At 71.8% G+C, this 12,850-nt stretch carries 11 protein-coding genes; 9 read left to right on the forward strand and 2 right to left on the reverse strand.

Annotated features, from left to right (window positions below; translation table 11 throughout):
• Positions 1-130: 130 nt before the first annotated feature.
• From ACEN96_RS04200 to ACEN96_RS04210, 3 genes are all read left to right on the forward strand, one after another.
• A complete protein-coding gene (locus ACEN96_RS04200) occupies positions 131-364 on the forward strand; it encodes a hypothetical protein (protein ID WP_495586801.1) in 234 nt (77 codons plus the stop codon).
• Between the two features lie 293 nt (positions 365-657).
• The gene (locus tag ACEN96_RS04205) at positions 658-2,202 is read left to right on the forward strand and encodes a methyl-accepting chemotaxis protein (RefSeq protein ID WP_495586802.1); all 1,545 of its coding nucleotides are present in this window, start codon (positions 658-660) and stop codon (positions 2,200-2,202) included.
• Between the two features lie 48 nt (positions 2,203-2,250).
• Complete coding sequence (locus ACEN96_RS04210; RefSeq protein ID WP_495586803.1) at positions 2,251-4,944, forward strand: 2-oxoglutarate dehydrogenase E1 component; 2,694 nt, start codon at positions 2,251-2,253, stop codon at positions 4,942-4,944.
• Positions 4,945-4,953: 9 nt separating this feature from the next.
• Here the strand turns inward: ACEN96_RS04210 and ACEN96_RS04215 are convergent, their stop codons facing one another.
• Entirely contained in the window at positions 4,954-5,346 is a 393-nt protein-coding gene (locus ACEN96_RS04215) for a hypothetical protein (RefSeq protein ID WP_495586804.1), read from the reverse strand.
• A 188-nt stretch (positions 5,347-5,534) separates the two neighbouring features.
• On the opposite strand from ACEN96_RS04215, the gene ACEN96_RS04220 reads away from it, so the two are divergent.
• Positions 5,535-6,614, forward strand: a complete 1,080-nt coding sequence (locus ACEN96_RS04220) for a GGDEF domain-containing protein (protein ID WP_495586805.1) — start codon at positions 5,535-5,537, stop codon at positions 6,612-6,614.
• Positions 6,615-6,644: 30 nt separating this feature from the next.
• On the opposite strand, the gene ACEN96_RS04225 is transcribed toward ACEN96_RS04220, so the two are convergent.
• Positions 6,645-10,349, reverse strand: a complete 3,705-nt coding sequence (locus ACEN96_RS04225; RefSeq protein ID WP_495586806.1) for a CheR family methyltransferase — start codon at positions 10,347-10,349, stop codon at positions 6,645-6,647.
• A 133-nt stretch (positions 10,350-10,482) separates the two neighbouring features.
• Here ACEN96_RS04225 and dmeF point away from each other — a divergent pair, with 133 nt between their 5' ends.
• The 5 genes from dmeF (at position 10,483) to ACEN96_RS04250 (ending at position 12,844) form a co-directional block, all read left to right on the forward strand.
• On the forward strand, positions 10,483-11,475 hold the full coding sequence (gene dmeF / locus ACEN96_RS04230; RefSeq protein WP_495586808.1) for a CDF family Co(II)/Ni(II) efflux transporter DmeF: 993 nt from the start codon (positions 10,483-10,485) through the stop codon (positions 11,473-11,475).
• Positions 11,476-11,530: 55 nt separating this feature from the next.
• Positions 11,531-11,671: a hypothetical protein gene (locus ACEN96_RS04235; RefSeq protein WP_343638024.1), complete on the forward strand. Its 141-nt coding sequence runs from the start codon at positions 11,531-11,533 to the stop codon at positions 11,669-11,671.
• A 139-nt stretch (positions 11,672-11,810) separates the two neighbouring features.
• Entirely contained in the window at positions 11,811-12,041 is a 231-nt protein-coding gene (locus ACEN96_RS04240; protein WP_495586810.1) for a hypothetical protein, read from the forward strand.
• A 202-nt stretch (positions 12,042-12,243) separates the two neighbouring features.
• Complete coding sequence (locus ACEN96_RS04245; RefSeq protein WP_495586812.1) at positions 12,244-12,480, forward strand: hypothetical protein; 237 nt, start codon at positions 12,244-12,246, stop codon at positions 12,478-12,480.
• A 13-nt stretch (positions 12,481-12,493) separates the two neighbouring features.
• Entirely contained in the window at positions 12,494-12,844 is a 351-nt protein-coding gene (locus tag ACEN96_RS04250) for a hypothetical protein (RefSeq protein WP_495586813.1), read from the forward strand.
• The last annotated feature ends 6 nt before the right edge of the window (positions 12,845-12,850 follow it).

Genomic DNA, 12,850 nt, shown 5'->3' on the forward strand with positions numbered 1-12,850 from the left:
ATTTCTTTCCGGCAAAGCGGGCGACGGTGTACAACCACGGTCATCGCGTCACCCGTGTCCGTGCGCGCACCTCCTCCCCCGCGCGCGTCGATCCGGCTTCCAGCGTCCGTCCGTTCGTCCGTTGCCGACCATGCCGACCTCGCAGACCGTCCGCCAGCACAAGGGCCGCACCTACGTCCTCGACGCGCTCGGGCAGGGCGCCGGGCCGTGGCGGGGGCGATTCGTCGTCAAGGGAGAAGAGGACGGCCAGCTCGGCACCTCCTGGCACGACCTCGAGGACGAGTTCCCGTCCCCCGACGAGGCGGTCGACCACGCCGACCGCGTGGCCCGCCAGTACATCGCCACCTTTGCGGAACAAGCGTGAGCAATCCCGCGCGTTTCCCCTGGCGCCAATCGGCGTGCCGAGCCGTGTGCCCAGGCGCGTGCCAAGCCGCGTGCCAAGCCGCGTGCCCAGGCGGGCGGACGCGGCGGATCTTCCTCGGGCACGGCCGCCGCGCCGGCCCTTCCTGACGCGCCGCCGGCAATGAGCGCGGGCCGCCGGCCCGTGGGCACCATGCTTGCCCACGCCGCGGCGCCCATGGGTCCGGTGAGGTAGCACCCGGCCCGCGCCTTGCCCCGTTGCCAGGACTGATCGTGGGCCCCCAGGGGGAAAAGAACATGCCGACGCTGTCCAACTTCAAGATCGGCACGCGCCTCGCCGCCGCGTTCGCCGTTGTCATCCTGCTGCTGCTGCTGGTGCTGACCGTGGCCGTCTCGGTGCTCAACCGCACCAGCGACACCATGGACCGGCTGGTCGACGATCGCTACGCGCAGATCTCGATCAGCGACGACATCAAGAATGTCGGCGACCAAGGCGTCATCGTCATCGGCCGGCTGCTCATGGCCACCGATCCGGCGCAGGTCAAGCGCTACATGGACGAGTACGCCGCCGTCCGCGCCGCCAACACCGAGAACTTCGCCAAGTTCGAGAAGCTGCTCCACACCGACGAGGGCAAGGCCATCTTCGCCGAGCAGTCCGAGGCGCGGAAGGCGTACGGCGCCGCGGTGCGCAAGCTCTTCGACCTGATCGCCGCCGGCCAGCGCGAGCAGGCCATGGACGTCTACCAGGGCGACATGGCGACGCTGCAGGTCCGCTACTACGCGCTGATCGACAAGATGGTCGATTACCAGGCCCGCGCGATGTCCGACGACGTCGCCCGCGCCAAGGACGACGCGCGCCGTTCCAAGCTGTGGATGGGCATCGTCGCCGCGATCGCGGTGGTGCTGGGGGTCGTGACGGCATTCAGCATCACGCGCTCGATCACGCAGCGCATCCTGGGCGCGATCGCGCTGGCGGAGGACGTCGCCCGCGGCGACCTCACGCCGCGCGAGCTGCCGCAGAGCAGCGACGAGATCGGCCGCCTCATCACCGCGCTGCAGCACATGGTGGGCAGCCTGCACCGCATCGTCTCCGAGGTCCGGCAGGGCGCCGACACCATCTCCGCCGCTGCGCGCGAGGTCGCGCAGGGCAACGCCGACCTCTCCGCCCGCACCGAGGCCCAGGCCAGCGCGCTGCAGCAGACCGCGTCCGCGATGGAGCAGCTGACCGCGGCCGTGCGCCTGAGCGCCGACAACGCCGACCAGGCCAACGCCAGCGCCGCGTCCGCTTCGCAGGTCGCCAGCCAGGGCGGTCAGGCGGTGGGCGAGGTCGTGGCGACGATGAACTCCATCTCCGCCTCCTCGCAGCGCATCGGCGAAATCATCGGCACCATCGACGGCATTGCCTTCCAGACCAACATCCTGGCGCTGAACGCCGCGGTCGAGGCGGCGCGCGCCGGCGAGCACGGACGCGGCTTCGCGGTCGTCGCCTCGGAGGTGCGGGCGCTGGCGCAGCGCTCGGCCAGCGCGGCCAAGGAGATCAAGGGCCTGATCGTCGCCTCCACCGAGCAGGTCGGCACCGGCAGCCGGCTGGTCGAGCAGGCGGGCGCGACCATGTCCCAGGTCGTCTCCGGCATCCAGCGCGTCAGCGGCGTCGTCGCCGAGATCAGCATCTCCAGCCGCGAGCAGAGCCTGGGCATCGAGCAGGTCAACGCGGCCATCATGCAGATGGACGACACCACCCAGAAGAACGCCGCCATGGTCGAGCAGAGCACCGCCTCGGCCAAGGCCCTCGAGGACGAGGCCGCCAATCTCAACAACGCGGTGCGGGCCTTCGTGCTCTAGCCCCGCCGGCGGCCATCCGCTTTGTCGACTCACCAGGGAGCGACTCTCATGAACGACAGGATCCAGGAGGGCGTCGCGACGTCCCCCGCCACCCCATCCCCTTCTTCCGCGTCATCCCCGCCGGCACCCGGCGAGGCCGGCACGCGCTGGCGGCCGGAGGTGCTCGCCTTCATCGAGGCGCACCGCCGCGACGGCCACCGCTGCGCGCGGCTCGATCCGCTGGGCGTCTCGCGCCCGACCGATCCGACGCTGCTCGACGCGCAGCGCTTCGGCCTGCAGCCGGGCGACTGGCTCTCGCCGGCGGGCACGCCGCTGTGGAGCGCGCGCACCGTCGCCGATCTCGACCGCGCGCTGAAATCGATCTATTGCGGCGGCCTGGCGCTCGACGCCAGCGCGGTGCGCGATGCCGCGCGGCGCGAATGGCTCTTCCGCGAGATGGAGGCCGCGCCCCCGGGCGCCGGCGGCGCGGCCGAGCGCCTGGCGCTGCTGGAGCGCCTCATCCGCGCGCAGGGCTGGGAGGAGCATGTCGCGCAGGCCTTCCCGCATGCCAAGCGCTTCTCGCTGCAGGGCAACGAGACCCTGATCCCGCTGCTGGACGCGCTGTGCGAGGAGGCGGCCGGCCTGGGCGTGCGGCGCATCTTCCTGGGCATGCCGCATCGCGGCCGGGTCAACGTGCTGGTGAACCTGATGGGCTTCGCGCCGGCGCGGGTGCTGGACTACTTCGATCCCAAGTCGCCGCATCCCGAGCTGCACACCGACCTCGTCTACCACCTGGGCGGCGAGCGCGAACTGGACACCCCCCGCGGCCGCGTCACGCTGACGCTGGCGCACAACCCCTCGCACCTGCAGAGCGTCCAGCCGGTCCTCACCGGCCTGGCGCGGGCCTGTCAGGACGCGCTCAGCCGCGAGCACGCCGACCAGGACGGCCGCCGCCTCGTGCTGCCGCTGATGCTGCATGGCGACGCGGCCTTCGCGGGCCAGGGCGTCGTCATGGAGACGCTGATGCTCGGCACCAAGCCGGGCTACACCGTGGGGGGCACGGTGCACGTGATCATCAACAACCAGGTCGGCTTCACCGAGCCCAATCCGATGAGCGCCTGGCCGGCGCAGTACTGCACCGACGTCACGCGCATGGTCGATGCGCCGGTGCTGCGCGTGAACGCCGACGAGCCCGAGCAGGCACTGCGCGCCGCGGCCATCGCGATGGCGTGGCGGGCCCGGTTCGGCTCGGACATCGTCATCGACCTCATCGGCTACCGGCGGCTGGGACACTCGGAGAGCGACGTGCCGGCGCTGACCCGGCCGCGCATCCATGCGCTGATGCAGACCCATCCGACCATCGTCGACCGCTATGCCGCCGCGCTGCGCGCCGATGGCGTCGTGCCGCCGGACACCGACATGGCGTCGCACGTCACGCATGGCCGCGTGCGGGCCCACCAGGCCTTCTCCGATCCGGCCATGCCCGAGGACGACGAGTCGCCGTCACCCTTGCGCCGGCCGGGCGAAGTGCCGCCGCTGGACGCGGCGGCGCTGCGGGCGCTGGTCGAGCCGATGGTGCGCTGGCCCGAGGGCTTCGAGCCGCACGCGATGGTGCGCACGCTGGCGGACCACTGGCGCCGCATGGCGGGGCTCGACGAGCCGCCGCTGGCGGCCGACTGGTGCTTCGCCGAGAACCTCGCCTACGCCACGATCCTGCGCGGCGGGCTGAACCTGCGCATCTCCGGCATGGACGTGCGGCGCGGCACCTTCCTGCATCGCCAGGCGGTGTGGACCTCGCAGGCCGCGGACGGCGGCGACGGGCCGAGGGACTTCGTCCCGCTGCGCCAGATCGCGCATGGCGCCGCCGGGGGCAGCGACGCGGCCGCGGGCGCGGGGGCGCCGGCGGGCCGCTTCGACATCTTCAACTCGCCGCTGTCGGAGGAGGCGGTGCTCGGCTTCGAATATGGCTACAGCGTCGGTGCCCAGCGGACGCTGACCGTGTGGGAGGCCCAGTTCGGCGACTTCGTCAACGGGGCGCAGGTCTTCGTCGACCAGTTCATCAGCTCGGGCGAGGAGAAGTGGGGTGACACCTCCTCGCTGACGGTGCTGCTGCCGCATGGCAACGAGGGCATCGGCCCGGATCACTCGAGCGGCTACCTGAGCCGCTTCCTGCAGCTCTGCGGCGAGGACAACATGCGCGTGGCCTGTCCGTCGACGGCGGCGCAGTGGTTCCACCTGCTCAGGCGGCAAGCCTTCGACACCTTGCGCAAGCCGTTGATCGTGATGTCGCCCAAGGGCACGCTGTACTGGGAGAAGGCCTCGCATGCCGCGATCGAGGATCTGACGGGCGGCCGCTTCCAGCCGGTGATCGACGATGCCGGCGTCCAGCTGCCGCGGCAGGTCGAGCGGCTGCTGCTGTGCAGCGGCAAGGTCTATTACGACCTCGATCGCGGGCGGCACTCGGTCGCGCGGGCCGACCTGGCCATTGCCCGAATCGAGCAGTTCTATCCCTTCCCCGAGGAGGAGATCGTCGCGCTGCTGGCGCGTTACCCGGCGCTGGTCGAGATCACCTGGGTGCAGGAGGAGCATCGCCAGCAGGGCGCATGGACCTTCATCCGCGAGCACATGGAGGGCCTGCTGCCCCGCCACGCGCAGCTGCGCTGCGTCGCGCGGCGCGCCAACGGATCGGGCGCCACCTCCTCGCACGCCATCCATCAGCTCGAGCAGGTGGAGCTCGTCGCCCGCGCCCTCGGCGAGGCCTGAACGGCCTCGCTACTGCCCCAGCGTATCGGTCCTGCGCCAGCTCGACCCGCTTCCGCGTCCCTGCGCCTGAGGCCGGCCGAGCTGCATGATCTCGATCGCATGGCAGGCCGCTTCGGTCGCGTAGGTGAGGGCCTCGTTCTCGGTCGCCCAGGCGTGCCCGACGGGCGGATGGACGACGTCTTCCATCCCCGCCTGAGGCGCCTGCCCGTCACCGGGCGGCTCGAGCTGCGCGCCAAACGCGTCGTTGGCCGCCGATCCGCCGCCCAGGAAGGTGTGGTCGGTGGTGTCGTTGCGGCGGCGGCCGGCGTCGAGCAGCTGGTAGTGGCCGACGTAGGTATCGCCCGGTGCGGGCTGAGCGTCGACGCGGTAGGTGACGCCGCGGTACTGTCCTTCGCGTTGCATGGAGATCTCCGTGGGTGGTCGCGGAAGCGTTGTTTCCTCAGCGGCAAATCCGGCGCCCGGCGGGTGGTGGCGTGGAGGATCCGGCGGACGGCGGCGGTGCCGGGACGGACGGTGTCCGCCCCCGCTTCGCAGTTGTGACAACATCGCGAAACTCACCTTCCGATCCTTCCTACTGCCCGGTTTCGATCTTGGATGCCCTGCTTGCCCGACTGACCTCGACCGTCCCCGCCGCCCGCAACCTTGAACAGCTCACGCGTCCATTGCTGGACATGCTGGGCACGGTGACCGGCCTGGAGTCCACTTATCTGACCACGATCGACCTCAAGGCCGGCGAGCAGCATGTGCTGCTGGCGCGCAATGGGGGGACGATGGTGATTCCCGAGGGCCTGACGGTGGCGTGGTCCGACACGCTGTGCAAGCGCGCGCTCGACGAGGGGCGCATGGCCACGGAGGACGTGGCCGCGTGCTGGGGCGATTCGCAGGCGGCGCGCCAGCTCGGGATCCAGACCTATGTGAGCACGCCGGTGCGCGACGACGGCGGCGAACTGCTCGGCACCTTGTGCGCCGCGAGCGCCCGGCGCCGCGCGGTCGGGCCGGATGCGGAGTCGCTGCTGCGGCTGTTCTCGACGCTGGTGTCGCAGTTCCTGCAGCGCGAGCGCCTCGTGGACGACCTGCGCGCCGCCAATGAGCAGCTCGCGACCTACGCCCTGACCGACGCGCTGACCGGACTGCCCAACCGCCGCGCGCTCTTCGACGAACTGCAGCGCCAGCTGCAGCGCGCCACGCGCGACGGCAACTGCGTGCTGCTGGGCTGCATCGACCTGGATGGCTTCAAGTCGGTCAACGACCAGCTGGGCCATCACCGCGGCGATCTGTTCCTGCGCGAGGTGGCCCAGCGCCTGATGCTGGAGCTGCGCGGCTCCGACATGCTGGCGCGCATGGGCGGCGACGAGTTCGTCGTCGTCGGCCCGGGCGTGAGCCTGGGCGGCCAGTCGCCGTCGGACGGGCCGCTGATCGATCGCGGCGAGCCGGTCCAGGCCGCGCGCACGCTGGAGCAGCGGGCCGCGCTGGCCAGCGTCGGCCGCTTCGATCTGGACGGCCATCTGCTGCAGTACGCCGGCGCCAGTGTCGGCGTGGTCGCGCTCGACCCGGCGCGCGTCAGCGCCGAGGAGGCGCTGCAGCTCGCCGATGCGCGCATGTATGAGATCAAGCGCGCGCGCCGCGGCAGCATCGTCGTGCCGGCCGTCGTCGCGCAGGCTGCGGACTGAGCCGCCGTCGGGCCGGCGCGCCGGCGAGCGTCAGCGCGGCCGCGCCGCGAGCAGCTTCTCGATGAGCAGGTCGACGTTCACCGGCTTGGCCAAGTGGTCGTCGAAGCCGGCGGAGATCGCCGCGTCGCGGTCCTGCAGCGTCGCCAGGCCCGTCAGCGCGATTGCGTAGAGCCGCGCTCCGCCGCCGCTCTCGCGAGCATGCTCGCGCAGCCGCCGGATCAGCGAATAGCCATCCGCGCCCGGCATCGCCACGTCGCTCACCAAGGCCTGCGGCGGCTCGTGCGCCGGGTCCGTGGCGGCCTGCCAGCCCTCGTCGGCCGAGCCGGCGGTCCGCACCGTCGCGCCCGCCAGTTCGAGCAACTCGCTCAGCGCCTCGAGCGCGTGAGGATCGTCGTCGACCAGCAGCACGCGCAGGCCGTCCAGGTTCATGTCGGCGCCCTGGCGGGGGGGCGATTCCGGCGCGTCGGACATCAGTTCCACCGCGGGGAAACGCACCGTCAGGCGCGTGCCGCGGCCCTCGCCCTCGCTGTGCGCGGTCACCGTGCCGCCATGCGCCAGCACCAGGTGCCGCACGATGGACAAGCCCAGTCCGAGGCCGCCGTACTCGCGCGTGCGGGTGATGTCGGCCTGCGTGAAGCGGTCGAACAGCCGCGGCAGCATCTCCACCGCGACGCCGATGCCGGTGTCGACGACGGCCAGTTCCACCGTCGGTCCGATCCGGCTCAGCGACACCGACACGCGGCCGTCGCGCGGCGTGAATTTCAGCGCGTTGCCAATCAGGTTGGACACGATCTGCTGCACGCGCCGCGCGTCGCCCTGGATGCGGTGGGGCTGCTGCAGGCCGGTGCCGACCAGCGCCAGGCCCTTCGCCTCGGCCGTGGGCTGCAGGCTCTCGACGATGGCGCGCACGCAGGCCGAGAGGTCCAGCGGCCGCGGCTCCAGCGTCAGATGGCCGGAGGCGATGCGCGACACGTCCAGCAGGTCGTCGATCAGCTGGGCCTGCGCCTGGCAGTGCTTGAGGATGGTCGCGATCGCCCGCGCGGCGGTGGCCTCGCCGAGCGCGTGGCGTTCCTGCGCCTGCTTCAGCACCGAGGCCCAGCCCGAGATCACGTTCAGCGGCGCGCGCAGCTCGTGCGAGACCATGCCGAGGAAATCGTCCTTGGCGGTGTTGGCGCGCTGCGCGTCGTCGCGCGCGTGCTGCGCCGAGTCCAGCGCGCCGCGCAGCGCGTGGATGTCCTGGAAGGCGATCACCGCGCCGTCGATGCGGTCGTCCGCGGTGCGGTAGGCCCGCACGTTGATCAGCCACCAGCGCCCTTCGCTGTCCTGGTGTTCATGCTCGACGGCGGACAGTCCCTGCACCGCCGCCTGCACCAGCTGCTCCAGATGGCCGATCGCGAAGCGCGCGCCGACCTGGCCCACCGGCTGTCCGATCACCTGGCCGAGCGTCTCCGGCGCCAGCCCGAACAGCGGCGCCGCCTGCGGCGACGCGTGACGCAGCCGCATCTGGCGATCCAGCAGCACCACCGGCAGCGGGATGCCCTCCACCAGGTTGCTGAGGTCGTCGTTGGCCAGGTCCAGCTCGTCGTTGCGCGACTTGAGCTCCTCGTTCAGCGAGAGCAACTCCTGGTTGGCCGATTCGAGCTCCTGCTTCGCGCTCTGCAGCTCCTCGTTGGCGCTCTGCAGTTCCTCGTTGGTGCTGAGCATCTCCTCGTTGGCGGTGCGCAGCTCCTCGTTGGCCGATTCGAATTCGATGACGAGCGTGCGCAGCTGCGCCTGCGTCGCCTCGAGTTCGTCGGACAGCGTCGTGACGGTGCGTTCGAGCTCGTCGACCCGCGCGCGGGCGCCGCCCGGCGAGAACGGCGGCGTGGACAGCGCGGCGGTCGTCTCGGCCGCCTCGTCCGGCTGGGCCGCGAGCGTGACCAGGAAGTGCTGCAGCGCCTCGCCGGTCTCCAGCGGCAGCACCTCGAGCGAGTAGCGGCGATCGTTGAAGGCGACACGCTCGCGGCGCACCGGCTGCGCGGTGCGCTTGGCCTCGATCAGCGCGGTGCGCACCGGCACGTTGAGCTCGGCATGCAGCAGCCGCGGCAGTGCCAGCGTGGCGTCGCCGCTGGCCGGCGCGATGAAGGCGGCCACGTCGCCGCGGAACTGCACCACGTCGCCGTTCTCGTTGACGACGAAGCCCGGCGGCACGTAGCGCGCGAGCGCCACGCGGTTGGCGGCCTCGCTGACCAGGTCCGGCGGCGGCGGCTGGGTCGCGCGCGGCGCGTCGCTGTCGCTGACCCACGGGCGCAGCGCGTCGATCGGGAACAGCGGACGCTGGCGCCGCGCGTTGGGCAGCTTGCGGTACAGGTGCGGCGCGCCGGCGTGCTCGAAGCCGTCGGCGACGGAGGCCGCCTCGGCGCGGCCCAGCAGCATGAAGCCGTCGTTGCGGCAGGCGTAGTGCAGCACCTCGAAGACATGCTGCTGCGCTTCCTTGCGCAGGTAGATCAGCATGTTGCGGCAGCTGATCAGGCCCATGCCGGAGAACGGCGCGTGCGTCAGCAGGTTGTGGCGCGCGAACACGCACATCTCGCGCAGGTCCTTGGCGACCAGGTAGGCGCCCGAGCTCGGCAGGAAGGCGGAGTCGCGGAAGGACTGCGGCACGTTCTCCAGCGCGGCGGCGCTGTAGCGGCCGGCGCGGGCGGTCTCGATCGAGGCCTCGTTGATGTCGGTGCCGAAGATCTGCACGCGGCGGTCGATGCCCTCGGCATGCATCGCCTCCTTGAGCAGCATCGCGATGGTGTAGACCTCCTCGCCGGTCGAGCAGGCCGGCACCCAGATCCGGATCGGGTCGTGGCGCAGCGCCAGCAGCTTGGGCAGCACCACCTGGCGCAGCACGTTGACGAACTCCGCGTCGCGGAAGAACGCGGTCACGCCGATCAGCACGTCGTCGCGCAGCGCGGCGGCCTCGTAGGGATCGGAGCGCAGGAACTGCAGGTAGGCGGCGACGTCGCGGTCCTTCTGCAGCAGCACGCGGCGCAGGAAGCGGCGGCGCAGGTTGACGTCCTTGACGTAGCCCAGGTTCACGCCGGCCTTCTGCTGCACGATCGCCAGCGCGGTCTCGAGCGCGTCGACGTCCTGGGCCTCGCTGGAGGAGCCGGGGATGCCCTGCTCGCCGTGCGGCCGGCCGAAGCGGCGCACCAGCGCCTCGGCGATCTCGGCGGGCGGGAGGACCTCGTCGACCAGGCCGGTGTCGATCGCCGCGACCGGCATGCCGTCATGGGCGGCGGTGCCCGGGGCCTGCGCGATCGCCAGACCGCCGGCCGCCTTCAGGTCGACCAGTCCGGCCGCGCCGTCCTGGCCGGTCCCCGACAGGATCACGACCGCGGCGTCGACGTCCGGGTCCTGCGCCATCGACGCCAGGCAGCCGTCGATCGGCAGGTGCAGCCCGGGCTGGCGGCGCGTCAGCCGGAAATGGCCGTCCAGCGCGATGACGCCGGCGTTCTCCGGCAGCACGTAGACGCGGTTCTCCTGGATCTTGACCAGGTGTTCGAGCCGCTCGACCGGCAATCCGGTGCGGTCCTGCAGGACCTCGGGCAGGCGGGTCTCCTCGTTGGGATCGAGGTGGGTGATCACCAGGACCGCGAAGCCCGGCGTGTTCGGCAACGCACCGAGCACGGTCCCGAGCGCATCGATGCTGCCCGCCGAGCCTCCGAGCACCACCACCCGCAAGGGCTGTCGCTCCTCAATGTCCACCCCGAGATCCCATGTTCCATTGACCGTGCGGGCGAGTCTAACGTGGTGGCTTGACGGCGTGCGGCCCGTCGCCGGCGCGCGCCGCGCGACGGGGAAGGTATCCTCACGGCGCCATTTTTTCCCGCTTTCCGTCATGTCCCGCTCGCTCTCCGCTTCACCCTGGCAGCACACCCATGTCTTCGACGAGGGCAATCCGCTCGCCGCCCGCAACACCCGATGGGCGGTGCTGCTGACCGTGGCGATGATGGTCGCGGAGATCGCCGGCGGTTACGTCTTCAACTCGATGGCGCTGCTGGCCGACGGCTGGCACATGAGCTCGCACGCGGTGGCGCTGGGCGTGTCGCTCCTGGCTTACGCGGCCGCGCGGCGCTGGGCCAAGGATGGGCGCTTCGCCTTCGGCACCTGGAAGATCGAGGTGCTGGGCGGCTTCAGCAGCGCGCTGCTGCTGGTCGGCGTGGCGGGCCTGATGCTGTGGCAGTCGGTCGAGCGGCTGATCGCGCCCACGCCCATCCACTACGACCAGGCCATCGCGGTCGCGGCGCTGGGCCTGCTGGTGAACCTGGCCTGCGCCTGGCTGCTGCGCGGCGAGCCCCACGGCCATCACCACGCGCATGACCACGGGCATGACCACGGGCATGCGCACGGGCATCCCCATGGCCACGGCGGCGGACAGGACGAAGGCCACCACGACCTCAACCTCCGCGCCGCCTACCTGCATGTGCTGGCCGACGCGGCGACGTCGGTGCTGGCGATCGTCGCGCTGCTCGGCGGGCGGTTGTGGGGCGCGGACTGGCTGGATCCGGTGATGGGCATCGCCGGCGCGGTGCTGGTGGTGGCGTGGGCGCGCGGCCTGCTGCGCGACACCGGCCGCGTGCTGCTGGACGCGGAGATGGACGCGCCGGTGGTCGACGAGATCCGCGAGGTCGTGGCCGCCGCCCCGTGGCCGGCGGTGATCGCCGACCTGCACGTGTGGCGCGTCGGCCGTGCGCAGTACGCGTGCATCGTCTCGCTGGTCACCGACAGCCCCGAGGCGCGGCCCGACGAGGTCCGCCGGCTGCTCTCGATCCACGAGGAACTTGTTCACGTCACCGTCGAGATCAACCGCCCCGCGCCGGCGACTGTCTGATCCGCGCCGCGGTGTTCGCCGGACACCCGCCGAGGCGCCGCCACAATCGCGGCCCATGAAAACCAACTACCTCCTCGCCGCCATCCTGGTCTGCAGCCTGATCGGCGCCTTCGTCGCCAACCGTTCGGTGAAGACCGCCTGCGCGGTCGGCAGCGGCGCGATCGCGCTCTATGCGCTGCTGCGCCAGGTGATCTGAACGCCGCGCCGGCAACCGCCTGGCTGGTGCCTCGCACCTTTCGTCCTGATCCCCCCTGGCATCCCCCCGTGTCCACCCTATGGTGGGATGGCACTTGCACCGGCCCCCGCCGATAGTGGGGGTTCGTCAGGAGAGGACCATGCGACCACGATTCGCGACCCCGGCCGGAGAACCCGGTCACCCGTTCCACTCGGTGATGCAGCACATCCTGCATCAGACCGAGGTGCTGCTGCAGCGGCGCATCCCGTTCAGCCCCTCGGGCTGGCCGATCGAGGAGCCGCCCGCGCTGGAGGGCCTGGAGGTCACCGAGTCGACCTGGGACGAGTGGACGGAAGCCATGGCCCGTCAGGGCCATCCGGCCGCGCGCTGAGCGCCCCGGGCTGATCCCCGCGCGGCCGCCGCCGCGCCAACTTGAATCGGAATTGCGGTGCCTGCACCGCCCAGTGCCGCCACTCGGTGACGCACGACACCGAGTCCCTGACGACCGCCGCGTTCCTCGCGCTCATCGCGGCATGCGGCTCCCCCCTCGCGGCGAAGAATCCGTTCACCCCAACGAACGAGAGCGCTTCGCCATGCACGTCAAGTCCTCCGCTTCTCCATCGCCGGCCACCCATGCCGGCGCTCCCGCGCCTGCCGGCGCCGCCAAGGGCGCCAAGAGCGGTCCGCCCGACTTCTCCAGGATGCTGAACGAGGCGAAGGCCGGCGCACCGGCCTCCGCGGCTGCGCCGATGGCCACGCCGCCGGCGGCGATCGCGGCCGCGCCGGCCACGCTGTCGCTGGATACGGCCTCGCTGGCCGCCCGCGCCTGACCGGGAGCCCGCCTTGAGCAGCGTGCCCTTTCTCTCCGGCCTCGCCAGCCTCGCGACTTCGTCCGACGGGGCGCATGAAGGCGGCCGCGCCGCCGCGGTCAGCCTCTCGTCGTCCGGCGCCTCGCGCGGCGCGGCACCCGGGCTGACGCTCGGGCCGGTGCTCGGCGTCACGGCGACGATCAGCGCCAAGGGCCTGCAGGCGCTGGCTGGCGACGCGGTGGGCGCCGTCGGCACGGTGGCCGGCACCGTCACCGATGTGGTCGGCGATGCCGCCGGCGCCGTCGGCAACGTGGTCGGCAACGTCGTCGGCTACGGCGTGATAGCCGCGCTGGGCGGCGCCGCCGTGCTCGACGAGCTGGCATGAGGGCCG

The sequence above is a fragment of the Roseateles sp. Mitsp63 genome (genome assembly GCF_059491535.1).